This window comes from Pseudomonas sp. 5.2, assembly GCF_059025405.1.
This window is the reverse complement of sequence record NZ_JBYBHH010000001.1, coordinates 742,966-769,261: the sequence shown is the minus strand read 5'-3', so window position 1 is coordinate 769,261 and position 26,296 is coordinate 742,966. Positions and strand designations below refer to the sequence as shown.

General features: G+C 59.4%; 20 protein-coding genes. 11 read left to right on the top strand and 9 right to left on the bottom strand.

The features are described from left to right. Nucleotides 1-196: 196 nt before the first annotated feature. Nucleotides 197-526: a hypothetical protein gene (locus tag AC5PZ0_RS03650; RefSeq protein WP_027596171.1), complete on the bottom strand. Its 330-nt coding sequence runs from the start codon at nt 524-526 to the stop codon at nt 197-199. A gap of 35 nt (nt 527-561) precedes the next feature. Then, nucleotides 562-2,232: a hypothetical protein gene (locus tag AC5PZ0_RS03645; RefSeq protein ID WP_493854377.1), complete on the bottom strand. Its 1,671-nt coding sequence runs from the start codon at nt 2,230-2,232 to the stop codon at nt 562-564. A gap of 363 nt (nt 2,233-2,595) precedes the next feature. Here AC5PZ0_RS03645 and AC5PZ0_RS03640 point away from each other — a divergent pair, with 363 nt between their 5' ends. From AC5PZ0_RS03640 to AC5PZ0_RS03630, 3 genes are all read left to right on the top strand, one after another. Then, on the top strand, nt 2,596-3,591 hold the full coding sequence (locus AC5PZ0_RS03640; RefSeq protein WP_099428903.1) for a 5'-nucleotidase: 996 nt from the start codon (nt 2,596-2,598) through the stop codon (nt 3,589-3,591). Between the two features lie 64 nt (nt 3,592-3,655). Then, nucleotides 3,656-3,916: a helix-hairpin-helix domain-containing protein gene (locus AC5PZ0_RS03635; RefSeq protein ID WP_265967830.1), complete on the top strand. Its 261-nt coding sequence runs from the start codon at nt 3,656-3,658 to the stop codon at nt 3,914-3,916. Next, nucleotides 3,913-4,398: a GNAT family N-acetyltransferase gene (locus AC5PZ0_RS03630; protein WP_493854376.1), complete on the top strand. Its 486-nt coding sequence runs from the start codon at nt 3,913-3,915 to the stop codon at nt 4,396-4,398. Before AC5PZ0_RS03635 ends, AC5PZ0_RS03630 begins: the two co-directional genes overlap by 4 nt. Before the next feature lie 76 nt (nt 4,399-4,474). On the opposite strand, the gene AC5PZ0_RS03625 is transcribed toward AC5PZ0_RS03630, so the two are convergent. Then, entirely contained in the window at nt 4,475-9,607 is a 5,133-nt protein-coding gene (locus AC5PZ0_RS03625; protein WP_493854375.1) for a RecQ family ATP-dependent DNA helicase, read from the bottom strand. A 14-nt stretch (nt 9,608-9,621) separates the two neighbouring features. After that, nucleotides 9,622-12,300, bottom strand: a complete 2,679-nt coding sequence (locus tag AC5PZ0_RS03620; protein WP_493854374.1) for an AAA domain-containing protein — start codon at nt 12,298-12,300, stop codon at nt 9,622-9,624. A 15-nt stretch (nt 12,301-12,315) separates the two neighbouring features. Between AC5PZ0_RS03620 and AC5PZ0_RS03615 the strand changes: the two genes are divergently transcribed. Continuing rightward, entirely contained in the window at nt 12,316-13,059 is a 744-nt protein-coding gene (locus tag AC5PZ0_RS03615) for a hypothetical protein (protein ID WP_493854373.1), read from the top strand. 499 nt (nt 13,060-13,558) lie between these two features. Here the strand turns inward: AC5PZ0_RS03615 and AC5PZ0_RS03610 are convergent, their stop codons facing one another. Next, complete coding sequence (locus tag AC5PZ0_RS03610) at nt 13,559-14,245, bottom strand: hypothetical protein (RefSeq protein WP_446731382.1); 687 nt, start codon at nt 14,243-14,245, stop codon at nt 13,559-13,561. 175 nt (nt 14,246-14,420) lie between these two features. On the opposite strand from AC5PZ0_RS03610, the gene AC5PZ0_RS03605 reads away from it, so the two are divergent. Both AC5PZ0_RS03605 and AC5PZ0_RS03600 read left to right on the top strand, forming a co-directional pair. After that, nucleotides 14,421-15,245 carry an AraC family transcriptional regulator gene (locus AC5PZ0_RS03605; protein WP_274886284.1) on the top strand — a complete coding sequence of 275 codons (825 nt, stop codon included), beginning with the start codon at nt 14,421-14,423 and terminating at the stop codon, nt 15,243-15,245. A 72-nt stretch (nt 15,246-15,317) separates the two neighbouring features. Then, nucleotides 15,318-15,692, top strand: coding sequence for a cupin domain-containing protein (locus tag AC5PZ0_RS03600; protein WP_027596163.1), 375 nt, complete (start codon nt 15,318-15,320; stop codon nt 15,690-15,692). A gap of 23 nt (nt 15,693-15,715) precedes the next feature. Here AC5PZ0_RS03600 and AC5PZ0_RS03595 read toward each other — a convergent pair whose 3' ends face one another. Beyond that, the gene (locus tag AC5PZ0_RS03595) at nt 15,716-16,225 is read right to left on the bottom strand and encodes a GNAT family N-acetyltransferase (RefSeq protein WP_493854372.1); all 510 of its coding nucleotides are present in this window, start codon (nt 16,223-16,225) and stop codon (nt 15,716-15,718) included. A 231-nt stretch (nt 16,226-16,456) separates the two neighbouring features. On the opposite strand from AC5PZ0_RS03595, the gene AC5PZ0_RS03590 reads away from it, so the two are divergent. Together AC5PZ0_RS03590 and AC5PZ0_RS03585 are read left to right on the top strand one after the other, a co-directional pair. Further along, a complete protein-coding gene (locus tag AC5PZ0_RS03590; RefSeq protein WP_186679892.1) occupies nt 16,457-17,620 on the top strand; it encodes an AAA family ATPase in 1,164 nt (387 codons plus the stop codon). A gap of 238 nt (nt 17,621-17,858) precedes the next feature. Further along, nucleotides 17,859-19,904 carry a TonB-dependent receptor domain-containing protein gene (locus AC5PZ0_RS03585; RefSeq protein WP_493854371.1) on the top strand — a complete coding sequence of 682 codons (2,046 nt, stop codon included), beginning with the start codon at nt 17,859-17,861 and terminating at the stop codon, nt 19,902-19,904. 72 nt (nt 19,905-19,976) lie between these two features. Here the strand turns inward: AC5PZ0_RS03585 and AC5PZ0_RS03580 are convergent, their stop codons facing one another. Beyond that, nucleotides 19,977-20,627 (bottom strand): methyl-accepting chemotaxis protein, encoded by a 651-nt coding sequence (locus AC5PZ0_RS03580; protein ID WP_371925411.1) that lies wholly within the window; start codon nt 20,625-20,627, stop codon nt 19,977-19,979. Between the two features lie 2,764 nt (nt 20,628-23,391). Between AC5PZ0_RS03580 and AC5PZ0_RS03575 the strand changes: the two genes are divergently transcribed. From AC5PZ0_RS03575 to AC5PZ0_RS03565, 3 genes are all read left to right on the top strand, one after another. After that, nucleotides 23,392-23,634 carry a hypothetical protein gene (locus AC5PZ0_RS03575; RefSeq protein WP_099428893.1) on the top strand — a complete coding sequence of 81 codons (243 nt, stop codon included), beginning with the start codon at nt 23,392-23,394 and terminating at the stop codon, nt 23,632-23,634. Between the two features lie 14 nt (nt 23,635-23,648). Then, nucleotides 23,649-23,918, top strand: coding sequence for a DUF3077 domain-containing protein (locus tag AC5PZ0_RS03570; protein WP_493854370.1), 270 nt, complete (start codon nt 23,649-23,651; stop codon nt 23,916-23,918). A gap of 223 nt (nt 23,919-24,141) precedes the next feature. Beyond that, complete coding sequence (locus tag AC5PZ0_RS03565; RefSeq protein WP_493854369.1) at nt 24,142-24,348, top strand: hypothetical protein; 207 nt, start codon at nt 24,142-24,144, stop codon at nt 24,346-24,348. A 415-nt stretch (nt 24,349-24,763) separates the two neighbouring features. On the opposite strand, the gene trbK is transcribed toward AC5PZ0_RS03565, so the two are convergent. After that, nucleotides 24,764-24,982: an entry exclusion lipoprotein TrbK gene (gene trbK, locus AC5PZ0_RS03560; RefSeq protein ID WP_099428889.1), complete on the bottom strand. Its 219-nt coding sequence runs from the start codon at nt 24,980-24,982 to the stop codon at nt 24,764-24,766. A 159-nt stretch (nt 24,983-25,141) separates the two neighbouring features. Continuing rightward, the gene (locus AC5PZ0_RS03555) at nt 25,142-26,173 is read right to left on the bottom strand and encodes a hypothetical protein (RefSeq protein ID WP_493854368.1); all 1,032 of its coding nucleotides are present in this window, start codon (nt 26,171-26,173) and stop codon (nt 25,142-25,144) included. Nucleotides 26,174-26,296 lie beyond the last annotated feature (123 nt).

Below are 26,296 nucleotides of genomic sequence, written 5' to 3'. Positions count from 1 at the left end.
GCTTGCCAGCGATGAGGCCGGAACAAGCACCACAAGACAGCTGCTCCCACAGGATGAGCGGTGCTCTCGAGAATTACGCCTTCCCTGTGGGAGCTGGCTTGCCTGCGATGGGCTGCGCAGCAGCCCCAATGAAGGCCGGTAAAGCTAAACGTTTGCCGTAAACAGTGGCGATGGGCCGCAGAGCGGCCCGGTAGGGTCAGTCGACGCGCACGAACACTTGCTTGGCCATGTTGTTGCCACCAATCGACTCAAGACGCTTGCCGCCGTCCAGCACGCGGACGTTGATCAGCGCGACACCGTTGGCATCACGGGCCACTACCACGTCGTCCTTGCGCTCCCACTCGTCGACCTTGATCTTGTTGCCCGCAGCAATGATGTAGTCGCTGGAGAACTCGACCGTCTGCTTGCCTGCGCTGTAGCCCATCACGCTGGTCGTGGCCTCGTAGGTGCCATCCAGCGCGTCGTTGCCGCAGCCAGCCAATACACAGAACGGCAGTGCTGCCAGCACGTATTTGAAGTGACGCATAGGTAATCCTTGTCTGTAGATCCTGAAAGAAACAATCAACCCTTGGCGGTGCCCACCAGGGAGTCGATCAACATCGCCGAGGCCGTGTCGCCGTTTTCCAGCACCAGCTGGCGAATCGATTTGCCGAACGCCGCCAGCGGCGTGTCGAAGGTGAAGTCGGACTTGCCCTGGTAGCTGGCAGCGAAGCGGATCACGTTCTCGGACCAGCCCACCCGCTGCCCGGCTGCCGCCAGGTTGTAGCTGTTGAAGAAGGCCGCGGCCACCGGCGTGGTGCCATCGACATCGGCTGCATTCAGGTCAGCGCCCGCCGCGACCAGCGCTTCGGCGTAGCTGTGGTTACGCTGGGCCATGCAGGCATGCAAGGCCGTCTCGCCGCCGTAGGCCTTGGCGTTGACGTCGCTGCCCTTGAGCAGTGCCTGGAACAGCGCTTCAGGCTGCTGGCCGGCGCTATGGCGGCGTTGCAGGCTGCCGGCTTTCTGGCAGAACACCGACAGCGCGGTGTCGCCGTAGACGTTGTGCGCCTTCAGGTCTTCCTTGCCCGCCAGGGTGATCATGTGCGCGAAGCTGCACGAGCTGTAGTCGCTGCCCGCCAGGCAGTTCATCAGGCGCGTGTTGCCGTTGATATCCCGCCCCATCGGGTCGGCGCCAACCGAGATCAGGTAGTCGTAGGCGTTATCGGCGACCACGGTGATCAGCGGCTTGTTCTCGTAATGCAGGCGTTGATTGACATTGATGCCGGCGCTTTTCAGCAGGTAGGCGAAGGCGTCGAGGTCCTTGATCTCTTTTGCCCAGTCCGACGTACGCGCCTGGCCCTGGGCGGCGTCCCACAGGCGCATGGCCATGGGCGAGGTGTCTGGCGGGCTGTCGACATCACGTACCTGGGCCGAGCCAGGCTGATAGTTGACCCACACGCCAGCCTGCTTGTCGTCCTTGTAGCTGCCCTTTTCGGAGACCGTGCCAGCAGGCCAGCCGCGAATGAAGTACACCTCGTACAGGCCGTTTTTTTTGCCTGCGCTGTACTCGACCTTTGTGGCCGGCACCGACGTGCCATCCGTGAACGACGTCCAGGTCTCACGCACGCCATCGAGCTCGCCAGCCTTGTAGGTCGCGCGGTCCTTCAGTGTGCCCTGGTAGTCATAGTGTTCCACCAGGCCATCGAGCTTGCCGGAGCCATCGCTGGCGAAGGTCTCCAGCAGGGTGAGCTTCTGCTGGCCATCGATCACCTTCCACTCGCGCTGGGTGCCGACACGGATCGCGCGCTTGCGGAAATCAACGGTCGGGATCTCTGTGCTGTCACTGACCTGCAGGCCTGTGGCGCAGTCGTAGTGCTGCTCGCTGCGGCGTCCGCCTTCGAGGGTGATGACGTTGTCCAGGTGCTCGGCGAACTCGCCCTTGCACCAGGTTTTCTTGGGCCCGACAAACGCACCGTCCTGCAACTGGCCTTCTACCAGCAGCTTGCCGTCCTGGTCGAACTCCTTCCATTCGCCGACCACTTTGCCGTCTTCGACCTTGAACGCCTGCAGCACCCGGTCACCCACCTTGTGCACCACGGTGCCGTTCAGCCGCTCGCCCGACTTGCGCTCGAGGTACAGCGCATGCGGCGACCCGACAGTGCCGGTGTAGCTGGTGACTTCGTCGAAGTTGTATTCGGAGTTGCAACCTGCCAAGGCGGAGGCCAGGGCACAGAGAACGAAACGCTTTTTCATGAATATCCTTGTTGAAATGCGTGCAGCCTGTTGCGGGGCATGGCTTCGCCAACGCCCAGCAATGGCCTGGATGCAACGGAGTAAATGCAATGCGCAAAATGGCGGGCAGTGCCGCTGGAGGGCATCGGCTAGAAACGCATCAAGAAACTTGCCTTTCCATGGTTAACCGCTCTGGAATGCGGGTTTCGGCGGGATTATACATAGTAGCCTAACGATGGCAACGCTCATGATCTGTGCCGCGTTTGCCAGCATGCGCCTTCCCTGTGGGCTTGCCCGCGAAGGGGCGCGGAGCGGCCCCAATTAACCATCACCCGCCTGCATACCCGTATACTCGTCACCTGCACCCCTCAAGGAGCACGTTCAATGCCCTACCCCATCGAACACAAGCTGGTCATTGGCGTGGCCTCCAGTGCACTTTTCGACCTCACCGTGTCTGACGACATCTACAAGGCCGACGGCGTCGAGGCTTACCGCCAGCACCAGGAGCAAAACCTGGATGAGCCCTTCCCGAGGGGCGTTGCGTTCCCGTTCATTCGCCGCTTCCTCAGCATCAACCAGGCCTTCCCCGACCAACTCCCCGTGGAAGTGGTGTTGCTCTCGCGCAACTCGCCCGAAACCGGCTTGCGCGTGTTCCGCTCCATCAGCCATTACCAACTGGACATCACCCGCGCCGCCTTCATGTCCGGCCGCTCGCCCCACGAGTACATCCCGGCCTTCAACGCCTCGTTGTTTCTCAGCGCCAACGAAGACGACGTGCAGCGCGCCATCGACGCCAGCTACCCCGCTGGCCTGGTGCTGCCGACGCGCATTTACGACGATGAGATCGACACCGAGCTGCGCGTGGCCTTCGACTTTGACGGCGTGATCGCCGATGACGAAGCGGAAAGCGTGTACAAGCAGAACGACAACCTGGACGACTTCCAGGCCCACGAGCGGGCCCGCAAGGCCATCCCCCACCAGCCCGGGCCACTGGCGGACCTGTACCGCAAGCTCTCCCACATTCGCACGCTCGAAGACCAGAAGCTGGCACAAGACCCGAACTACAAACGCATCTTGCGCATCGCCATCGTGACCGCGCGCAACGCGCCGTCGCACGAGCGGGTGGTGACCACGTTGAAGGATTGGGGCGTGTCGCCGGATGAGTGCTTCTTCCTTGGGGGGATGGAAAAGCCCCGGGTGTTGTCGATTCTCAAACCCCACGTGTTCTTCGATGATCAACGCAGCCACCTGCAATCACCGGCCGGCGACCTGCCGATGGTGCATGTGCCGTTTGGGGTGGCAAACAGAAGTGGGCCGAAGCGATTTTCGAAACAGCCGGTGGAAACACCACAAAGCAACGCACTGGAGAAACTTGATTAGCCCCAGCAGGCCAGCGAGTTGGTAAACTCCAGCGGCAGTATTTGCCGATAACAGGAGTTTACGGATGCCATTTCCACTGACGGAACACACAGCATTGCTGGCCCTCAAGGGCGTAGGGCCAACCGTTGTCGCTCGCCTTGAGCAGATGGGGATTGATTCGCTGGCGATGCTTAGCGAAGCGAATGTCGATGACATTTTGGCCCAGGCATCAGCGGCCGTTGGCTCCACATGCTGGAAGAACAGCCCCCAGGCACGGGCTGCGATCAATGCGGCTATTCAGTTGGCGAAGGAAACCCAGTTGAATGCATCGGGGGCGCGAGAGTGAGTTGCCCTATTCGCTTGGCGAATGCAGACGACGCCGAGGGCATAAGCCGAGTCGTGATAGCGGCCTTACGCGGGTCGAACGCGGCTGACTATGATGCCGAGACTATATCGCGCATCGAGGCGTCTTTCAGTGCGGCGGCCATTCTTGAGATGCTGACTCGGCGGTTGGTGTTTGTGGCATTGATTGAGCATGAGGTGATTGCCACGGCCAGTCTTGACGGGGATGTGGTCAGAAGTGTGTTTGTCGAACCCCAGCATCAAGGGCTTGGGGTCGGGAAACAGATGATGGCAGTGATCGAAGATGAAGCGATTGCGCGTGGGCTGAAGGTCTTGCGTGTGCCCTCCTCCATAGCGGCGGAAGGGTTTTATGCAGGGTTGGGCTTTTGCACTGTGCGGGATGCGTTTTATGGGGAGGAGCGGACGGTTGTCATGCAGAAAACGCTTCCAGCCTTTGACCCTTCAGGCGGATCGCGTTTTGTGTGAAATCACCTAGACCTTGCGCTGGAGCTGCCCACTTCAACGACTCCTGTCATTCTAGCAAGTGGGCTAGTCTGCTGGCTCATGGCCTCCCGATGCAGCTCGTGCCACACACCCGCGGTACGACAATCTCCCACCGCTCAGATTTATGCCACGTTCGATACTGCTCCTCAGTATGTTCCAGATACCGAACCAGCACCCCTGCCACCTCGCATCGCTCCACTTCAATGTTCAACACAAACGACTTGGCGGTTCGCCCAACCACACGCCCCTGCCCATCGCGTATCTCATACCGGTCACCCTGCCTCACAAGCTGCAACTCATCCCCCGGTTGCAACCTTCGCAGTGCCTCATGGATGACATCCGTCGACGCAGTGCGCCCGGCAAAACCGATATCGATGTCTCTCAACCCGAGCTGCAAAAATCGCCGCTCCAAAGCCCGGTCATGGTCACCCTTGAACACCAAGGGTGCGACGTTTGCTGTCAGGCTGCCACTGAACGGGTTAGCCGCATTGAATTCACACAACGTCAACGTCTGTTCGGCCCGCGTCATGCCTACGTAATACAGCCGACGTTCATCGTTGAGCCCGCCTGCCTGGGTATTCCAGCCGCCATCAAGCAATACCACATGCCTGAATTCGAGCCCCTTTGCCGAATGCACAGTCCCCAGATACAGGCCATTGCGTGCTTGCTGGCGCATTTCCCGGGCGTAGTCATAAAGCCATTCGACCACCGCACTGCAGCGAAGCTGGCATTCCCCCAATTCGACGTGTAACTGGGTAAAGGCCTCGTCAAAAAAACTGCGCCAGGCGGCACTGACAGTCACCGAAACCTGCGCCCACGCCTCTGCAGCAGTCAGTGTTTTGCCAATATTCCGCAGCTGATCAACCACCGCTACGAAGTCACGCTGCCGTGTGATCGGCAACCCGCTGTCCTTGTCGGCAGCCAGAAAATAGGGAATGCCTGCAAGCTCGCAAAGGGCCTGAACCGGCAGCAAATATTGGTGAGTACGCGCAAGCAGGGCGCAACCGTGCCAGGCGCCCTCCTCCAGCGCCAGAAGACGCTTGAGCTCGTTCATGGCGGCCTGGGCCTGAACATTGCCAACACCACTGTCAACCGGGTCAATGGCCAGGCGTGCAACCCGCCCTGCACGCCCTGGGTCGAGCGATTGCCAGGCGCCACCTGGAGGGTTCGACTGGCGACTGCGATCAATCCGGATCGGGTGGGCAACCTTCAACCGTTCGGGGTTATGGCCTACCAACTGATTGGCTGCCGCGATAATGTGCTGCGTCGAGCGGTAATTCTCGATCAAATAGCTGGTGGTGGCCGAATAATCCTCGCGGAAACGTTCGATATAACGGTTGTTGGTGTCGCGCCACGCATAGATGTTCTGGTCATCGTCACCCACCGCCAAGATGCACAAACGGCCCTCTTCGCTGGACTGCCTGCCGGCCAGTGCACTCACCAAACGGTATTGCAGCGCGTCGATATCCTGATATTCATCCACCAGAATGTAGCGATAGCTACGCAATAGCTGATCTCGCAGGTCATCCTCGCCTTCAGCCATGCCTTTGCCTTCCAGCATCAGTACGGCATTTTCCAGCACCTGCTTGAGCGCCCCTTCATCCACTCCGTCCTTGCGCTCGAAACGGGTGCCAGTCAGGCGCATGGCCATGCTGTGGTAAGTCATTACGCTGACACCGTAAGCATCCGCACCCACCAGCTGTAGAAGCCGCTTGCGAATTTCATTGGCAGCATGCCGATTGAAGGTCAGGGCCACGATCGCATGGGCCGGTACCCGCCGCACGCGCAACAGATAGGCGATGCGGTGCACGATGACCCGCGTCTTACCTGAGCCCGGCCCAGCCAGCACCAGGCGATTGCTGTCGTCGTCATCGACCACCACAAGCCGCTGCTGAGTACTTAGGTCTTCGACAATCGAACGCCACGACTCCTCGCTGGTGGCGTGCTTGAGCACCTCTTCGCGGCCAGAGAAATAGCGCTGTAAAAAAGCATCTTTCGAGTCTGTGAAGTAATGCAGTACCAACTCCAGCGCACTTGCCATCGCCTCCAGGGCCACCTGCGCGTACTCACGCATCACATGCACCTGGATGCGTTTTTCGCTGTAATGCTCGTCCAGGCGCAAGTAGTCGTCCTTAAGGTAACTGCCCTTTTTCTCGGCATTCACCTCAATGGTCATTGCCCTGCGCATCACTGTCATACCATGGTTAAGCGTAAGCACTTCTTGCTTGTGCAGGTACAGCAGCACGTGCTCGATGGCCCTCTGGCGCTGGTTGGCCTGCACGGCTTGAGCGAGGACGAGGTCCGACTCGATCAAGCCGGCCAGCTCACCGAATGTACTCTGCACCATCAGGTCTTTGCCCTTTGAAGCAGGCGCCAGCTTGCTGGTCAGAAACTGCAGCAACTTTGTGGCAATTGTCCGTCGTTTTTCGCCAAAGCGTTCGAGCTGTGCCCAGCTGTATTTGCCCTGGATCCTGAGCTTGATGTAGTCATGGTTGACCTGCTTGAGCTCGAAACTGCTGCGTGGCTGGCTGTTGCTCTCGCGGTCGTAGGACAGGCTATGCAGCAGGCGCAACACTTGAAGGGGGATAAGATCTTCCTGCTCCAGCCTTGCGCGCAGGCCCGCAGTCAGTGCAGTGAGGTTCAAGTCTTGCCAGCTGCCATCGTGTGCGTCCGGCGCCAGTTCGCTGAGTAATTCGAACAGGGCCGCCTCCAAGGCCAGGGTCTGTGCCAGACGCTGGCTCGAAGCCCCCACCACGCCATGGCGCAGCAATACGGTCAACTGGGTGTCGTTGACCAGCAACCCCAGCGCTTCCATCTGCCTTAATGTGCTGACGACCTCTTCAGAGGTGAGGCTGGTGAGTGTCATCAAGTTGTCGGTGCTGACCCGCTCGTCGGCCTCGGCGCGGTAAAGGTACTTCAGGATCGCGTCGAACTCTTCATGGCGCCGCTTCGACAGGTTGGCCTTGTGTAAACGCTGGCTGGCTTCCCCTTCGCTCAGGCTCAAACGCGCCGGGAAGATCTGGTTGCTGTTTTCTTCCCGCTTTAGGTATTGCCCGCGCTCCAGCCAGGCAACGGCGGTGACCACTTTGGTTTCAGCATCGATGTCGCCGGCATCGAACGAGGTTTCGACGTCCTCATCCATGAGGATTTCGCCTGCGGTAATCACCAATTCACCGCCCTTGCGCCTGGCGTACTCAAAACGTAGCTTGCGCAAAATTTGCTGGATGTCGCGCAGGCTGAGCCTGGAGCGCTCGCAGAGGCCGAATTGGGTTTCAATGTCTTGCGCATCGTAAAGCAGCACGCAGCGTGCGGCGCCCTGGTCACGCCCGGCCCGGCCAGCCTCTTGCAGGTAGTTTTCAAGCGAGCCTGGGATGTCTGCATGAACAACCAGCCGAATGTCGGCCTTGTCGACCCCCATGCCGAAGGCATTGGTGGCGACAATGATGCGGATACGCCCGGCCTTGAAGTCGTCCTGGATATCCTTCTTGTCGTTGGGCTCAAGGCCGGCGTGGAAATGCCGGCAGGACCATCCTTGCTCGATCAGAAAGTCCGAGAGCTTTTCAGCCCCCTTACGGCTTGAAACGAACACCACCGCCCCACCTTCCTGGCCACCGAGCTCTGCTTCAAGCAAATGGTGGATCCTCGGCCACTTTTCGTCGCGGCTGCAAGGCTGTACTTCAAAACTCAGGTTGGTACGTTCATGGCTGCCCAGAAACTGGGCGAACTCGATGCCCAGGCCATCCCTGAAATGCGCCCGGATATCAGCCAATACATCCGGTTTGGCTGTTGCCGTGAAGCAACCGATTGGTGCAAGTGGTTGGTCGCCCGTGTGCTCACGAATGAAGCGCGATGCATACAGGTAGTCGGGACGGAAATCATTGCCCCACTTCGATAAGCAGTGCGCCTCGTCGAAAATCCAGGCACCGATCTGTCGCTGCCGAATGGCACGGCGAAACGCCCTGTTGCGAAATTGCTCGGGGGATACCAACAGGATGCCGACATCCCCCATCTGGATTTTCTCCAGCACATCGGCACGTTCAGGCATCGTCAGCATGCCATTGAGCGTGGCGGCGCATTGCACGCTGCGCTCCAACAGCCCGTCCACCTGGTCCTTCATCAGCGACTGCAACGGCGAAATAATGATGGTCAAGCTACCGTTGCGATGAAAGCGGTTCAGCGCGGGCAGCTGGTAACACAGTGACTTGCCGCCGCCTGTCGCCAGAATGGCCAGCACATGCTGCCCCTGCATGCCAGCGAGTACCACGTCATGCTGCAGGCTCTCGCCGGGGCGTTCGTAGCGGAAGTCCGCAAAACCGAAGTAGCGCTTGAGTTCATGGCGTGGATCGTGGGTGGTGAGGCAGTACTGGCAATCCGCACGGCCACAAGGCACATCGCGCAGCTCACGAATAAGGCGCATCACCCCCGGAAACTGATGCCGCACCCACGGCGCGAGCACCGAGTTGCCGCCCGACACCCGTAGCCACGCCAGTGCGTAGGCCAAAGGCAAGTGCAAATCCCTCTGTTCAAGCTCAGTGCCCAGCAGTTGCTGCAAGCGGGTGTTACACACCTTCAGATCGCGACCTGTCGACGCATCGGTTTCCGTCAACAGGCCTGGAATCAGCTGGCGCAGCTGCGCGATAGACACCGCTTGCCGACCAGTCAGGGAGGCGAAAAAAGTGCCCAGGTCGCTGTCCAGACCTGGGGCCAGCAGCGCTTGATAGCACAGCAACTCGGCCTGGTTGACCTCGTTCAACTGCGCGAATGCATCGCGCTGGTCGCTGAACAAAACCAGCGTTGAACGGCAATCGGCAAGCGGCGAGTTGAGACTGTCGCGGATCAGCTTGTAGTCTTTGACCAGCCGGTGGTAAGGGTTCTGCGGAAACGCCAGCGGTGACAGACGCAACGTATCGATTACCGGCAGCGCATGCAGGGCCAGTGCCGGTGCCTGTTGCAGAAGGATGGGCAGGTCGTGCTCGATGATATTGTGCCCCAGCAGGTAGCCAGCACCGTGCGAGAGCGTATCGACCTCAGCCAGTACCTGCGCAAGGTTTTGTTTGACCGCTACATCTATCTGTTTATCCAGGTCAGGCCTTGTTGCGCCGACTTTTATGATGCGATCGGGTTTGTCCCCCTTGGCGGGGACGACTTCCAGGTCGATGACCAGGCTATTGGACTGAAAAGTTGCTGACATTTGGTTTCGGCGCCTCAGGCCCCTCCCCCATATGAAGTCACCCGACTCGCCAAGCTGCTGCGGTTGACCTGGATCTCCTCGCTGACATCCGCGCCCCGATAAACCATCGAGGTCTCGTGGCGTACATACTCACCCTGACGCTGGGCGCTCAGCCAGTTGAAAGAGCCAACACACAGCACCTCCTGATCTGCCATGACCATCTTGCTGTGCACTTTGCTGACCACACGCACAGGAACATTTTGCGCCTGCAGGTAAGCAAGCACAGCCTCGAATTCAACCACTTTCTGTGGCTCGCCTTTGGGTTTTTGACGTGAGGTATCCGTGTTCAAGAGCAAGTCGGTATACACCTCGACCTGCACCCCACGTTGCACAGCAGCATGCATCTGCTGCAATGCTCCGGTTGTCTGCAAGCAGTGTAGCCTGACCCACGGGGTCACGATCTGTACCTGCTGGCGAGCAGTCTTCAGCGTCTGCATCAGAAACCGGTCATGCTCCTCCCACTCATGCAAATGGCTCAACCCGGTAGTGGCCGTTTGCAGGTCAAGCCTGGGCTGGTACTCGAACTGCAGCTCGCTGGCAGGGTCCGCCAGCAGGTACTTCGCTAATAATCCGCGCGGTTTGCTGACCGGCACCTGGCCAAACACATCCATATCGCCGAACACCAGAAAACTGTCCTTGGCCCGCGACACGGCGACGTTGAGCATGCTATCTCGGCGATCGATAAAACCACCATCGGCATGCTTGGAATACACCGCTGAGAAAATCACCACAGGCCGCTCCGCGCCCTGAAACGAATGCACCGTGCCGACGGTAATTTCGCCCGCCCCTTTACCGGCGTGAATACCCAGCGCGGTGCAGGCGTCGACGATGGCACTGGTTTGCGCACCGAATGGCGTGATCACACCAAGGATCTCAAACAGCGCTTTGCCCTCGTAACGCTGCCTCAACTCGGCTTCATTGGCCTGTATCCAGGCCGCGACCGTCTGCGCTTCAAGCAGGTTGTCGCGGCTACCCTGGCTGTTTTGCTGGCATCTGCCATCGATATGCAGGTAGCCCAGGCCCGGCAAGCCCCCGTCTGGCTTCTGGCCACGCCGTGGCAGCAGCTTGCCCTTGTAGCAGAGAGCATTGCAGAAGCTGATGATCGAGTCGTAGCAGCGACGATGCTCGTACAGATACATGCCTCGTGCCAAATCGGGATCGTAATGATAGCGGCTGGTCGCTTGGGCGATCGCCATGACGCTACCACTCGCCGCGCTGCGCCCGCCCTCACAAAAGGCCTCGTAGTCCTCATCGACCTGGCTGTGTGAAGTCAGCCCGGCGTTCGTCAAGTTACCGATATCCACCTTGGCCGGGATCGACCAGATGGGCTCTATCTGCTGCGTGTCACCGATGACAAGCGCCTGCTTGGCGAGGGCGAACGATGGCGCAGCCACCTCTGGCAACACCTGCCCGGCCTCGTCGACAATCAGCAGGTCGATGAAGTCGATCAGGTAATCGTCGATGTAGTCACCGTCATCGTAGCGCTTGCACGACAGCTCTTTGGGCAGGCGGAAAAACGTCGAGACCACGCAAGGCGTCAGCTTCATCCAGCGACGCCAGCTGTTGACGAGGGTTTTCCTGCCGGTTTTCGTGCGGCTTTTGACAATGGCAGGCAGGTCTTCGCCTACCTCCAACAGCCAGCGCCCTTCCCAGTAGTGTGTGGTCAACCGAAAAATGTCGAAGCGCAACGTCGTATCGGCCCAACCGTCGCAGTCATCGAGCGTGGTTTCAGCTGCAGGCATGCCAATCGCCCCGGCCAGCGGGCCTATCACACCCTGCCAGTGCTGCAGCGAACGCTGTTGCGCCTCAAGCAGTTGCTGTGCAGTTTGTAACCGGGCAGTTAGCTGTTGATGCTGTGCACGCGCTTCATTCTCGGCCGCCACCAGACGGCTTTCGATTTCACTCAAGCTCGAGGCATTGTGCAGCGGGGTATCGGCGCCATCGAGCTGCAGCTTGGCCAGCCGAAGCCGCTTGGCCGCCACGGGGGGGATCCAGCTGAAGAGGCTGTAAAACAGCGGCTCGTGGGCCAGGTAATGTCTGAAATTTTTCAGCCGTTTCTGTACGTTTTCCAATGGCTGCACATGGCCAGCCAGCGCCGCCTTTCGTGCTTGGATATCAGCCTGCGGGTCGTCGCCCAACGCTGCCTGGACAGCTTCCCGTGCCAAATTCAGGGCAATCCACGCCTGTTCGATAACAGCAAGTTGCTGCTGACGATCGACGATCTGCTGACGCAGCAGGTCCACCGCACCCTTCACGCTCATCTCTTGAACGCCTGGGAAAGCCAATGCAGCATGCTCCAGATAAGCCTGCTGCGCCCTCTCCAGGTACGCCTCTGATTCCAGTTCGGCGAAAAAGCTTTTGGTCTGGAAGACAGTGGCCATTTCCGCTTCGGCCGAGGCTCTCGGAAAATAAGCACCGAAACTATGAACGTCAGGCAGCCAACGTCCCGCGAAAGGCCCACTACCCTCGGCGAAGTCTTTGCCGAATGCCGCGATGATATTTGTGACTGCCTGGTTGTTAGTGGAGCTGGCAACTATTATCGGTGGCTCGCCGCCCTCCACGGCAGCCTTGGCCCATAGCGATGCAACCACCGACAACACCAGCGTCGTCTTACCCGTACCGGGCGGGCCGTTCACAGCCAGTACCTCGCCCACCTCGCCTGCCAGTAGATGAGCCAAGGCGTCACGCTGGGCCGGCGCCAGTGCGTATTCGTCACCCGCATGGCCAAGCCGTGCGGCAAACAGGCTATTGGCAGGCAGGCAGGCTTCGTCCAGGCTCGGGGCGCGCTGGGCGAAGCGCTCGAACAGCGCTACGGCGGGCTTGTGTTGGCGCAGGTAGTCGTACAGGTTGACAATGTTCTGGCTGAATCCGTCGGCTTTGTCTTCTTTGAACAGCAGGCCATGCTCAGCTCGACTCAGGCCGTCTGCCGTTGGGTCCCAGCCTTTGCCCACCTTGAGCAACATCTTCCAGCAAAAACGCATGAACAGGCGCCATTGCTCGTGGTGCTTCTGCGCATCCAGCACCTGCTCCCCTTCGGGAGGGGAAAAGGCAGGTACCTCCCTGGCGTTCAAGAACTCATCAAGCACCGACTGCGCGCCGATGCAGAACGTGCCCCTGTCGAGCGGTTCGAGAATATCGCGTGGCACGAAGGTCTGGCTGGTTGGATAAAGACGACCATCCCGCGCAACAAGCACAGTGCACATCACCGGCGTGACCGTGGCTGGTATACCCGACCGCGTCTTGCCGTGTTCCAGTTGCGCTTCGAATACCCAAGGCCGAAGGGTGACCTTAACTGTCGCAGTCGAGGCGGGCTCGTTGGTGAACAATGGGTCTGCCAGTTCCACAGGCAGGCAGCCTTTGTTGACGTGCTCCAAAAGGATGGGGGTCAGTGCCTTGGATTTATCGGAATTTAGTGCGCCATTGCCGTTTTCAGCGTCAGCGAGGGAGTTACGCCAGTAGGTGGCGAGTTTTAGGGCGTAGTCGTTCATCGTCCTGATCTGATGCGGACCGTCACTCACTGTAACGGTCGTAAACGAATGGATTGACGCAGGGGGAGCTGGGTGCAGCGGGGCGTCGTTGTTTGGGGATGGTCGTCAGCTGTAGGGCCGCTGTCAATTACTGATTACCGATGCAGCCCTTGCCTTACGCCGCAGTGCCCGCGCCGCAACCAACGGGCGTCACTCAGCACCCGGCGGGATTCCATCCTTGTTCTTGTCCTTAAGCTTGGCCTTTTCCTCTTCCGTGGAATGCGCCGGTACTTGGCTTTGTTGCTTCTGGTCGTCTTTGCGCTCAGTCATCGTGCTGCCCTCTGGTTGATGTTCATTAGGCACCCCTGCAGTTGGGCAGTTCAAATGTAGGGGCGCAGCACCACGGCGGTGGGTTGCCCCTACATACCGATAAAAACGCATTACCTCATGGCCGCATCAAAGGCTCGATACCGATCCATTTCTTCACAGGTTGGTAGCAGAGTTTGATCGGTGGAATCGGCAGTTTCTGGCCTTGAACCTCCAGCGCGCCCAGGTGGATGGTCCACTTGGAATTGGCATCGAACTTGTCGGTCTGGAAAACCACATAGGCGGAGCCGTACCGTTTGTTGTTGGTGATCTTGGGGATGTTGCGGTGTACTTCGTCGCTGTTGATGTCGTAGGGCGATGGGCGCGCGGTGGTTGGGTAAACGAGCGGATAGTCGTAGGTTTTGTCGATGCCTAGGTACACCTCGGGCCGCGCCTGCAGGCGTGAGCCATCTTCGAAGGTGATAGAGGCCTGGCGGCTGTCGTAGAGGATCGGGATCGGCGGCTCGCCGCGGGTGGAGCTGGACGACGGACGCTGGCGGTTTTTGTTGTAGGCGATCAGTTGCACATAGAATTCACGCCGCGCGTACTTCTCGCCGGGGTACTCGACGTGCAGGACTTGCTCGATTGGCCGGTCGCTCCAGTGGGCGGCGTGGTCGTAGAGGTAGGTTTCCAGGTAGAGGGTAGTCTCCCCCTGCGGGCCTGGCACTTTGAATTGAAATTCGGATTGGCAAAGGTCTGCGTAGGCGGGGCGCTCGCGCTTCCAGGGGACGCAGGCGGCGAGTGTGGCCGCTGCCAGCAATACCATAAGCGATTGGGTGCATTTCACGTTGGACATACCCCTCCTTGGTTCGCGTTTTCTGTACGCTAGGACCCCCGATCTGGCTTAGGGGTTCAGGCCTCTGACCTGAGCGCAGCTTTAATCAGAAGGCAATCGTTTTCAAGTGACACTCATGCAGGGAACCCGGCAGGAAAGCCCCTCGATGGAACGTAAAACAGCCCACGCAGCCACCTCGGACTGGGTCATACGCAGCGCTCAACCCGGCAGCGTAGAGCGGATCGAAGCATGGTTCGGTAGCCATGGCTACGATCCGCATCGTCACGACACCTATTCGATCGGCCGCACCCTCGCCGGCGTGCAGAGCTTTCACTACAAGGGGGCACTGTGCCACGGCGTACCCGGTAATACGCTGGTCCTGCACCCTGACGAAGTGCATGACGGCATGGCCGGCACGGATGCGGGCTTTCGCTACCGCATGGCCTACATCGACCCGGCGCTGATCCAAAACGTGCTCAGCGGTGAGCCGTTACCCTTCATTGCTGGCGGGCTGTCCAGCGACCCGCGCCTGTACTGCGCCAGTGAAGCCTTCGTGCAGGCACTGGACCACCCCCTGGAAACACTGGAAGAGCAGGACGCCGTCTATGACTTGGCCATGGCCTTGCGTGCAGTCGGCGGCAAGCCACGCGGTCGCAAACGCCTGGACTACCGCTCGGCCGAGCGCGCCCGGGCATTCATCATGGAGCACCTGCACCTGGGCATCACCCTGGAAATGCTCGAACAGGCCAGCGGGCGCGAGCAGTGGAGCTTGTCACGGGACTTCCGCGCCCTTTACGGCACCAGCCCCTACCGCTTTGTCACGCTGCGGCGCCTGGACACTGTTCGGCGGCTGATGCTGGATGGCTTCACGCTGGTCGATGCAGCCCTGGCTGCAGGCTTTCACGATCAAAGCCACATGACCCGGCACTTCACCCGCAGCTATGGCGTGTCGCCGTTGCGCTGGCTGGAACGGCTGCGGCCTACGCGCTGACTTGCAGGATCGTACAAGCGCCGCGCGCTTTGGGTTCGATAGGCTGACTACCTCAACTACAGAGAATCCGTCATGTCCGACACCAACTTGCAACCTGTAAACCTGGCCCAAAAGGCTTCGCTGATCGATCGACAGTGGAGCCCGAGAGTGGTCGCCGAAATGAACGACTACCAGTTCAAGGTCGTGCGAATCGAGGGTGAATTCATCTGGCACTCGCACCCTGAGACCGACGAAGCGTTTCTTGTGCTTGAAGGCACGTTGCGCATCGACCTGCCCGAGGGCTGCGTCTATGTGAACCCGGGCGAACTGTATGTGGTGCCACGTGGGGTGGAGCACAGGACAGCGGCCCAGGGGGAGGCGAAACTGATGATGATCGAGCCACGCGGCGTGCTGAATACCGGCCATGAAGGGGGTGAGCGCACAGCCTTGAACGACGTGTGGATCTGAGTCGGCGCTGCTTCAGGGCGGCATTATTCAGGGCGCTTCAAGCGCAGCTCCATGGGTTGGGATGTCAAAGCCGAGCCCGGCCGCAAAGGTTCTGGCTCACCGACTGGGCAGAAGCCACTTGATTGGTACAGGTGCATTGCCGGGCTGTCTGCGCGGGTCACGCCCAAGCAGACACGCTCTGCATTGCGTGTTACAGCCCAGGCGATGGCGGCATCGAGTAATGCTCTGCCGGCGCCTGTTCCGCGAGATGAAGGACTCACCCACATCTGGAAAAGCTCAACGACAGGGGGTTCAGCGTCCAAGGATTTACACCACACCAAGCCACAGGGTTCAGTGTGCTGAAAGGCAATCAAGACGTGGGCGCTGGCGGACGCAGCAGCTGTAGAGACACGTGTTGCCCACGCTGAATCGTCTCTGGCAGCCTCATCTTCGTATTGGCTTGCGAAGGCATCGGGTGAGTCGATCAGTGCCTGTAAACGCAGGTCCCGGTAGACTCGCCATTCATTCGCCGCTAGTGGGTGTATCGACACCATGCTCCCTCCGGTTGATTTCCATATGCAATGAGTGACTTGTACATGAGGACCGGCGAGCTTGTCGAAGTGCGTACGCTTTTGCGCGATCCATACCGTTACGCGTAACGGCAGAATCACAGGCCCAACGCCGCCCCCTATAGCGGCCCGATCGATCCAAGCAAAGGCCCGCGGTAGTAAGGCAGCTCCAGTTCCGCCACAATCGGCCACTCAGTTCAAGCTGGGACGCCCCACATGCTCACCACCCTCGCCATCGGCAACTACCGCTCGATCAACCACCTTGTGTTGCCATTGGGCCAACTCAACTTGGTGACCGGTGCCAACGGCAGCGGCAAATCCAACCTGTACAAAGCCCTGCGCCTGCTCGCCGAAACCGCTCAGGGCGGCGTGATCGAAGCGCTCGCTCGTGAAGGCGGGCTGGATTCGACCTGGTGGGCGGGGCCTGAGATGAGCGCACGCATGAAGCGCGGTGAAGTGCCCATCCAAGGCCAGCACCCGAGCGACGCCAAACGCCTGCGGCTCGGCTTCGCCACCGAGGATTTCGGCTTTGCCATCTCACTCGGCCTGCCGATTCCCCTGCCCTATCCCAGCGCATTCATGCTCGACCCCGAGATCAAAACCGAAGCCATCTGGGCCGCCGGCGCGTACCGGCCATCGTCCTTGCTGGTTGAACGTAAAAACGCGATGGTTCGTGCCCGGGAGGGAAACAGTTGGACGGTACTCGATCAACATGCCGACAGCTGTGAGAGCTTTTTCAACATCGTTGGCCGGCCACGTCAGGCACCCGAGATCGGGGAGCTGCGGGCGTTCATCAACAGCTGGCGGTTCTACGATCACTTCCGTATCGACCGTGACGCGCCTTGCCGTCAACCACAGCTCGGGACTCGCTCGCCGGTTCTGCATCACGATGGGCGCAACCTTGCCTCGGCATTGCAGACCATCATCGAGATTGGTGAGGTTGAAGACCTCGTAGCGGCACTGGATGACGCGTTTCCCGGGAGTCGCCTGGCGATCGATGCGCCGCCTGGTGGGCTGTTCAGCGTACAGCTCCATCAGCACGGGCTTTTGCGCCCGCTGGGGGGGGCTGAATTGTCGGATGGGACCCTGCGTTATCTGCTGTTGATGGCAGCACTGCTGACACCACGGCCGCCGTCGTTGATGGTGCTGAACGAGCCGGAAACCAGCTTGCATGCTGACCTGCTTCCTGCGCTAGCGCGGTTGATCATTCGCGCTTCGCGTCGTAGCCAAGTTTGGGTCGTATCCCACAGCGCCCCGTTGATCGAGGCGCTGTCGGCGTGTGATGGCTGCAATGTGCTGGAGCTGGAGAAGATACAGGGGCAAACGCAGCTGCGCGGTGTTGGGCTGTTAGATGAACCGCTGTGGCGCTGGGTGGATTGATCGCGATCTGAATGCTCTTTCGGGACTGTCAGATTCTTGGTGTGCAGGCCGGTAACGGCCTGCCGTCAGGTAGCCGTGGCTGTAAGCCTGGAATGCCCCTTCGCTGGGTCAATTTTTTGTAAATTTTCAGTAAATTATTTTTAACATTTTCTTTTAAACAATTCTCATTTGCGTTAGTGTCCTGCCCCGATTGCATTCTGCCCCTGGAATCCAACCGCTCGACAAGGACTGTTTCACGATGCCATGCCCACCTTTTTCCCGTGCCCTGCTCACCGTCGCGCTGCTCACCGCGACTGCCGTCCAGGCCGAGGAAGCCTATGAGCTTGAACCGCTCCCCGCCACCGAACTGGAAGCTTCGTTCGTCACCGCCACGGGCGGCGGCACTGATGTGCGCGACGCGCCGGCCAGTGTCAGCGTCATTACCCGGGAAGAGATCGAGCGACAGCCGGTCTACGACCTGAACACCCTGCTACGCCGCATACCCGGCGTCACCGGGGGCTACGGCCCGGTGGGCGAGCAGTCGAAAATCAAGCTGCGCGGCCTCGACGACAAATACACCTTGATCCTGGTGGACGGTAAACGCGTCGGCAGTTCCGCCGACACGAATTACCGCCGTGATCTGGGTCGCCAGGACATCAACTGGATCTCGCCGAACATGATTGAGCGAATCGAGATCGTGCGCGGGCCGATGTCATCGTTGTATGGGTCAGACGCCATGGGCGGCGTGATCAATATCATCACCCGTAAAGTGTCCCGTGAGTGGAGCGGCTCGCTCAACGTCAACACCACGATCCCGGAAGACTCCGACCGTGGTCAGACCAACCAGACCAGCATTAACCTTTCTGGCCCTGTCACCAACTCCCTGGGGCTGCGCCTGGGCGCCAACCTGACTCGGCGCGCTGCCGACGAAGCCGCGCCACGCCTCGATGCACTGGGTGACTTCGTTTACAACGACGGCGCCGGCGGTGCCAAAGACCACAGCGTCAACGCGTTGCTTAATTGGCAGATCAACGAAAACCATGAGTTGTCCTTCGAAGCGATCCAAGGCGTCGAGCGTTCGTGGTCGTCGAAGAAAACCTACGGCGACTGGGGTGACACGGTAGGTGAAGCCTTCGGTGCCGGACGCCTCACCCGTGATAGCTTCGTGGTCTCCCACCACGGCGACTGGGGCTTTGGCACCTCGCGTATCGACGCTTACCTGAACAAGTTCAACAACGACCTCAGCGAGGGCAAGGCTAACTCGGAAGAAAAAATCGTCGAGGGTAGCCTTAACATCCCGTTTGACCTGTTGGTAAACCAGCGCCTCACCGTTGGCGGCCAGTGGAAGCGTGAGCAACTGACCAACACCGACACGCTGGGCACCGTACCCGTTGATTACCAAGGGGCAGCGGTGGGCGGCGCGGATCTTGAGGGCGACTACTCTGCGCTGTTCGTCGAGGACGAGCTGTTTCTGCTCGATAACCTATCGCTGACGTTGGGGAACCGCTTCGACCACAGCGACGAATACGGCAACCATAACAGCCCACGTGCTTACCTGGTCTATCACCCTCACCCTGACTGGACGGTGCGCGGTGGCGTGTCTCGAGGTTTCCGTGCCCCCAGCCTGAAAGAAGGCAGTGCTGGCGCGGCGACCAACTCGGGCGGTCGCGGTTGTACATCGCTACGCCCGCTGGGTTACGTCACCGGCAGTTGCTGGATGGCCGGCAACCCGAACCTGCGCCCAGAAATCAGCACCAACAAGGAGATTGGTGTCTCCTTCGACCGCGACGGTTGGGAGGCCAGCCTCACTTACTTCCACACCGACTTCGAGGACAAAATCGAGTACGCGCCGCTGGGGTATTTCCAGGGCCGTTGGTGGACCATGCTTGAAAATGCTGAGGAAGCCCGCACCCGCGGCTGGGAAGGCAGCACCAAAGTGCCGTTGTGGGAAAATGCCAGCTGGCGCACCAACGCTACCTACATGCTCGAAAGCCGCAACCTGTCGACCGGTGAAGACCTGATCAGCTCGCCGAAACTGTCGTTGTTCAGCGCCATCGACTGGCAGATCACCGAACGGATCGGCACAGAATTGTCAGCTCAGCACGTGGGCAAGCAACGCGGCCTGGGCACCGACTTCGTCAAGTCGTACACCACGTACGATCTGACCGCCAACTGGTCAGCCACCCGCTGGCTGACCCTGAACGTCGGCGTGCAGAACCTGCTGGATGAAGATCCACGTGATGACTCGACCAGCTTTTACGTACCCGGTCGGGCGTACTTTGCCGGGGTAACTACCTACTTCTAATTGGCAGCGGACAACCCAGAATTCGCACTTTTACGCGAATTCTGGGTGACTTGTGTGAGGCGCCGTCGGCGCTCAAGCAGCAGCGACCCGTTCGCCATCACCGCTGACCTCGAACTGCCCCACCAGCTTCTGCAGCTTGCCGGCATCCACCTTTACCTTCTGCGCGCTGTTTTGCAGCACCACTGCGGTTTGGCGCATCTCGCTGGAGGAGTGGTTAACCTGCTCGATGGTCTTGCCGTACTCGATGCTGCGGCGGTTGAGCTGCTGGATGATGGCGAACATGCCCTCCACCGCCTGATGAAGTTGCACGTTCTCCGACGATGCATCCTCGGCCAGGCGCAAACTATCATCGACATTCTGCACGCCCTCCTCCATAAAGCTCACCGCTTGCTGCGTTTCGTTCTGCAGGCCTTCAACCATGTGCCGGATATCGTCGGCCGCCCGTGCGGTGCGGGCCGCCAGGCTGCGCACTTCATCGGCCACCACCGCAAACCCACGGCCATGCTCGCCCGCCCGTGCCGCCTCAATGGCGGCATTCAGCGCCAGTAGGTTGGTCTGGTTGGTGATGTCGCTGATCAGCCCGGTGATATTGCCAATCTGCGCCATGCGGCTGTCGAGCAGCTGCACACTGGAGGCCGAGCGGGCCACCACATCGCGAATCGATTGGGTGCCAGCCTGCACAGCCAGGTACTGCTCGCGGGCGCGGCTGACCACCTCGTCCATGGCCTGCTTCATTTGTTCAGCGCTGACCGACGCCTGCTGCAGCTCACCGAGTTGCTCCTCCATGATGATCATCATCTGGTGCACCGCATCGGCCACCTCGACAGAGCTCACGCTCGCTTCCTGGCTGCGCCCGAGCATCATCTGGTTGGTGCTGCCAACCGTGCGGCTGGCCTTGACCACCTGCCCCACCACGGCATCCAGGCGGTCGATGAAACTGTTGATCCAGCGCGCCATGTCGCCACTCTCGTCATTGGCCAGGGCGCCCGTGTCCAGGCGCTGGCGCAGGTTGCCCTCACCCTCGGCGATGGTACGCAGCACACCACTCATGCCGTTCAACCTGGCCGCCAGGCGCCTGGGCCCGAGCACGCCGAACAGCAGCGTAGCGCCGACCATGCTAAGGGCCTGGATGGCGTCGTTCACGCCCTGAGGCAATCCGGCGTAATGCTGCACCAGGTAATTACAGCCGAACAGCCCAACCATGGTCGCCACGTAGGGTTTCATCAACCGGTAGCTCAGCGAACGGCGGCGGTAGACCTCCTCCAAGTCTGCCTCGCACATCATGCCCCAGCGGTCGAGCGAGCCTGGCAACTGGAAGGTCACGCCCTTGCCGACCACCGGCACATGGCGGTAGTCCGAATAACCCGGGTACGTCACGAACAGGTTGACGCCACACCGGATGGTTTCGCGCACGCCGGGGTGCAGCTCACGCGTCGCGGGGTCGGTGAAGCGCAACTCCAACTCGGTATGGCGCTGCACCTGCACAGTGCTCCAGGGCGTACGCACGCCGCTCTTGAGGTTTTCACCATGGGTAAACGTCCCGTCTTCGAAGCGCGAACGGGACAAGGCGGTGCCTGGCTGCACAGTCGGGTCGAAGCGTGACTGCACCATGAACAGATAATTGTCGCCCGACTCGGCATAGATATGCCCGGCCTCGCGCTGGATCAGGTCGCCCAGCACATCATTAGGGACCCGACCACACAGGCAGCCAAGGACTTTGCCCGCGTGCCTGATCGGTTGGTAGAACATCAGCGTCACCTCATCGTGAAAACGCGACGAGGATGGGCCGATCTGCAAGGTCATCGGGTCGCTGTAGGGCCCGTGAAGAAACGGCGCTTTCAAACCATGGGCCAACGCCGCGAGCTGCTCGATCTGCGTGCTGCCACGCTTTGGCCAAGTGGATACCCTGACGTTGCCAGTGCAGTCGATCACACTCAGTTCGGAAAAGTCTTCGGCCTGTGCCAGCTTGTCGAGTAATGCCGAGGGCTGCACATGAGCGAAGTCTGCTGCCAGGTATTCCGCCAACTCTGCCAGGTGATCCCATTGTTCGCGCGCCCAGTTGTGCAGCAACTGCACCCGCGTTTGGGCAATGGCTTCGAACGTCTGCTCGATTTCTCCATAGTTCGAACGATTGAGGCGGCACGCCCACCCCATGCTGAACTTGCCGGCTTTGCCGAACCAGGGCAGCCAGCCCCGCTCGCTCGATGACAACTGCATGGAACTACTTGAAAGCGACATTAAGTTCACCATAAGCGACACAGATGCCAAAATGCCAGCAACTTCTACGCCAACTGTAATCCAAGCGTATTGAGGGGTAGTAGCTAGCACTGGACGCTTACTGATGGTGCATAAAGGCTGTTATTTCAGGCCACTTTGCACCCTGAAGGGGCGCGGGGAGAATGAAGCGATCGTTGTGGGAGCAACTGTCTTGTGGTGCTTGTGCCGGCCTCATCGCTGGCAAGCCAGCTTCCACAGGTGCGGCGCTAGCCTTTGAGGCTACACAGTTCGGGTGGGAGCGGCCTTGTGCCGCGATGGGCCGCAAAGCGGCCCCACTACAGGCGATGAATAACTTAAGTGAACAGCATTACGCACTAGGCGGGCTCTAACGACTATTGAGGTGTACGTTAGGAAGGCTGGAATCTCGTGTTGCAGGCATGGCACAGCCAGGTACGACGCCACTCTTCGTACTGATCATATTGCACAACGTTGTGCCGCCAGTGCCGCACAAATCCGATCACACCGATGGTGATGAACGTCACACCAATGAAGAACCTGGTCCAGTCCACTTCCCAGGACAATTTGAGCCCATCGTAAAGGATGATGCCGCCCACCACTGTAAGCACTATCGGGCCCCGCAGACGTTTAGCGCCTGGAGGTGCGACGCTAGCGCTCAAGTTAGTCTGCTGGCGCCCGGTCGTTTCAACAGTTACACGCGGCCCGAATCCTGAGTGCGCCTCATGAGTGGCTTGGAAATGAGAGGTTCCGGCGGCATGAATGACAGAAAGAAGCTGTACGTTTTGACCCTGACAGTGTGGGCAGGTGATGGCATTTTGACTTACCACAAATTCAGTCCTTTGAGATGGTAGAGGCGCGAATTTTAACTAATTCTGAATATCCGTGCACTCACATGGCGTTACGTTTCCCTGTGCGGTGAGCGCGATACATGTAGTTACGCCTAACCGCTGAAAAATCAGATTTAGCCCCTTTCTTGTAGGGCATTTCCCAAAGATACTCGCGACGCCTGTTTTTCGTTGCGCACGCAAAACGTGAGTCATAGTCTCGGCCTGTCGCTGCTAATCGGCGATACGGTTTTGACAGACCGTGGGTCACTGAGTGCATGTGCAATGCCAGTTATGGCAGCTGTGCGTGGGGCACCTTTGTGTGCGCCGGGACTCTCAGTACCCTCGGTCTGTCAACCCACACACAGCTGCCACCCTTCCGTTTGACAGCGGGTTTGCGGCAGCCCTTGAAGGTACTGAGAGGGTTTATGCTGAAGATAGTCCCCGATCCACCCCACAACTTCCACTCCCTGGAAGACACGCTAATGATGGCTGCGGACTACGCACTCTGTGCCGAAGCCGTCGCCCAGCAGGCGATGATGATGCAACCCAAATCGCCCTCCACCTTGTTGATCATGGCCTCAGTGCATGAACTCGAAGCCCTGCGCAGAATGCTTGAAGTGGCATTGGCACAGCTGCAAATGCCGACGGGTCCGACGAGCCAGCACTGAAGGGAGATCAAACCATGGCCACCGAAGAAACCAAATTCACTGTCGGTAAAACCACCTTCTACCAAGGTGAAAACCAGACCCACCCATTGTTCCGCATCGAACCCGGCATCCCCTGCCAGAGCGCCCGCGAACAAGCCTCGGAACTGATGGGCTACGCCCGCGACCTGTCCATCGACGGCCTGATGGAAGACAAACCCCAACTGCTCTGGGCCTCGCACTACCTCTGCGCCCTGGCCAAGGCCCTGCTCGACGATGCTGAACTTGGAATGATGGCCACCACTTGATCACAACCCCCTCTACAGGCCCAACGCTCCCTCTGTAGGAGCGGCCTTGCCGAGGCGCCGGACCGGTCGGAAAGGGCCGCGTAGCGGCCCCATCGATCCAAGCACAATCGCAGACTTCCCCATTAATGCCGAATGACAAAATCACATCGGTATCACCCTCGACGAGAGCACGAAGCGCCATCCAGGCCGATACCACCCCGTCGACGGCATCGAGTACGACGAGATGGCTGAAGCGCTGCCAAAGCCACCGCGCCGCACTAACTTTGACCGTTATTACCAAGAAGAGTGGAACTGCGATTTCCACGCGTTTTTGGGTATCAACCGGCCTCACCGCGAAAAGCGCAAGCATGAAGGTCAATGCCAATATCGGATGTACCGCACGCGCGATGGTCGCGAATCGGCCTATGACCGGGACGCGGTTGGCGAGTAGTGTCCGACCGCCCCGCTTGCAAAGGCCAGCTACAAGGCCGCGCTGATCAAGCGCAAAGCCGCCTGCCCCTCCGGCGCGGCCCGCCAGCGCCTCAACGCTTATCGTGCAGCTCTGGTGGCCAAGCGCTGAAGAACCCTATGATTCCCGGCATCATTACGTAGATCCAGTGCTTGCCAGGGTATAGGCAGATACCGACAGCCCAGATAGCTAGCAACGCTCCGCCCGCTCGCCTCCTACGCTTAGGCGTGAACCACTCCTGAAACGCCTTATGCCTCTCCCGCAACCCCATTACCACGCTCCTTGTTTGGTAAGCGGCGAAGCTTACCACCACGAATTGCGGCGCTCCTCGCCAGCGCCATCCACGCTTACGAAAACGCCGCCTGATGAGGCGGCGCTGACTGACGAAGATCGGACATTACCAGGTCTTCGGCTCTGACTTCTTGTATGAGCCACCGGTCATGCACTTCTCGACCAAGTCTTCGCGAGCCTTGTTGTCCGGAAGCGTTTTCAGGTAATCGGGCTGGCAGTGTTCTGCAGTGGGCTCGTAGGCGGCAGTGTCGGCGGTGTCTTCTTTGCAGCCGGCCAAGCCAATAGCGAGTGCGGCAACGAAGAGCGGAGCAATGGCTAGTTTCATGAGGGTCCTTCCTGTGAAATGGCCGGGCGTTATAGCAAAGATCCACCCCTCCCGCAAAACGTGACGCAACTCTAGCCCAATCAGAATCGCGCCACCCCGGCGAGGGCGGCGCCCTCAGTCGAAATTGCCTTGCCGCAGATCACGCCCAAAAAATGGGGATTAAGGGCTCAGGGTGAGGAAAAGCAGTTTCCCGCTCCGTTCGCCTTTGGTGCGAACAACCTGCAGGGTCACCAATTTGCCGTTGCTCAAGGCCTGAATGCCCTCGTTCTCGACGGTGTCAGCCTGAATCCCCATCGCTGATAGCTGTGAAACCAGGGCCTCAGGGGCAATGTATTCCGACTTGACGATCTTGCCGTGCCGGTCAAACAGGTTCACGCCAAAATAGTGGTAAGGCGTTGCCTTCATGCGCGATGACCAATAGCCGCCCATGGTCATTGCATAGCCGTCATCTGTTACCGCGAAGCCTTGGTGCTTGGGTAGATTGAGCTGCTCGGAGTTTCGGTAGCCGGAGTACTGCGGCGCAAAGCTCACGTCCCGAACGTGTTTGAAGCTGCTGTCGAGCACCGAGTACTGGCCGCGGCTCTGCCCAAGCGCGTCTTCCGGCGTCTTGAACTTTTCGACATACCACTCGCCACCTTTGTGATAGAAACTTTGGGCAACGTTGCTTGCAACCGCCTCAAGCTTTTGCGTGGTGCCGAAACCGGATTGATCATCTACAAGACGATAGCGCGTGAGGGCGCTATCGGATCGCAGGAAGGCTACATCACCCCCCTCTTCCTGGGTTACCACAAGGCCCTCAGACACCGAGGCCTGAGGCTCGGGAATGATGTAGGTCGAGAGCAATTCACCAGAGCTCCACCGGTACTTCTCAATCACGGCGCGAGCAGGCCGACCATTGGAGTACCGCAGAACGTACAGCAGGTCACGTTGCTCATCGATTTCAAAGCCTTGTGGGTACGTGAACCTAACACCAAGACGCTGAACCGTCTCCTGATAGCTTTGGGACTTGAAGTCCAGCGTTTTCAAGATTGAAAAGTTGGGCTCCGCATGGGTCGCCACCGACGCCTCGAACGCGCTCATGATTTGAGAACGGGCAGCGATTGCCGCAGCCGAGCCAGCCTGAGCATGGCTAAACGAGCTGACGAAGATTGTGCTGATGCAGATGAGTGACAATCTCGAAAGTGTCGCCATGTTCTGTTTCTCCTTCATGAGTATCGAAAAGCGCCGCATCCCGCGCTGGAACCCTCAGCGATCCGTAACACGCCACTGTGCCACAACCCCTTGTTGCTACCGTAGCAGCCTCTGGATTGCCTT

Excerpts from the sequence above, each read along its gene's own strand:
- AC5PZ0_RS03650 (WP_027596171.1), bottom strand. The coding sequence starts at position 526 with ATGCGTCACTTCAAATACGTGCTGGCAGCACTGCCGTTCTGTGTATTG.
- AC5PZ0_RS03645 (WP_493854377.1), bottom strand. The coding sequence starts at position 2,232 with ATGAAAAAGCGTTTCGTTCTCTGTGCCCTGGCCTCCGCCTTGGCAGGT.
- AC5PZ0_RS03640 (WP_099428903.1), top strand. The coding sequence starts at position 2,596 with ATGCCCTACCCCATCGAACACAAGCTGGTCATTGGCGTGGCCTCCAGT.
- AC5PZ0_RS03635 (WP_265967830.1), top strand. The coding sequence starts at position 3,656 with ATGCCATTTCCACTGACGGAACACACAGCATTGCTGGCCCTCAAGGGC.
- AC5PZ0_RS03625 (WP_493854375.1), bottom strand. The coding sequence starts at position 9,607 with ATGTCAGCAACTTTTCAGTCCAATAGCCTGGTCATCGACCTGGAAGTC.
- AC5PZ0_RS03615 (WP_493854373.1), top strand. The coding sequence starts at position 12,316 with ATGAGCCAAGGCGTCACGCTGGGCCGGCGCCAGTGCGTATTCGTCACC.
- AC5PZ0_RS03610 (WP_446731382.1), bottom strand. The coding sequence starts at position 14,245 with ATGGTATTGCTGGCAGCGGCCACACTCGCCGCCTGCGTCCCCTGGAAG.
- AC5PZ0_RS03605 (WP_274886284.1), top strand. The coding sequence starts at position 14,421 with ATGGAACGTAAAACAGCCCACGCAGCCACCTCGGACTGGGTCATACGC.
- AC5PZ0_RS03600 (WP_027596163.1), top strand. The coding sequence starts at position 15,318 with ATGTCCGACACCAACTTGCAACCTGTAAACCTGGCCCAAAAGGCTTCG.
- AC5PZ0_RS03595 (WP_493854372.1), bottom strand. The coding sequence starts at position 16,225 with ATGGTGTCGATACACCCACTAGCGGCGAATGAATGGCGAGTCTACCGG.
- AC5PZ0_RS03590 (WP_186679892.1), top strand. The coding sequence starts at position 16,457 with ATGCTCACCACCCTCGCCATCGGCAACTACCGCTCGATCAACCACCTT.
- AC5PZ0_RS03585 (WP_493854371.1), top strand. The coding sequence starts at position 17,859 with ATGCCATGCCCACCTTTTTCCCGTGCCCTGCTCACCGTCGCGCTGCTC.
- AC5PZ0_RS03580 (WP_371925411.1), bottom strand. The coding sequence starts at position 20,627 with ATGGACGAGGTGGTCAGCCGCGCCCGCGAGCAGTACCTGGCTGTGCAG.
- AC5PZ0_RS03575 (WP_099428893.1), top strand. The coding sequence starts at position 23,392 with ATGCTGAAGATAGTCCCCGATCCACCCCACAACTTCCACTCCCTGGAA.
- AC5PZ0_RS03570 (WP_493854370.1), top strand. The coding sequence starts at position 23,649 with ATGGCCACCGAAGAAACCAAATTCACTGTCGGTAAAACCACCTTCTAC.
- AC5PZ0_RS03565 (WP_493854369.1), top strand. The coding sequence starts at position 24,142 with ATGGCTGAAGCGCTGCCAAAGCCACCGCGCCGCACTAACTTTGACCGT.
- trbK (WP_099428889.1), bottom strand. The coding sequence starts at position 24,982 with ATGAAACTAGCCATTGCTCCGCTCTTCGTTGCCGCACTCGCTATTGGC.
- AC5PZ0_RS03555 (WP_493854368.1), bottom strand. The coding sequence starts at position 26,173 with ATGGCGACACTTTCGAGATTGTCACTCATCTGCATCAGCACAATCTTC.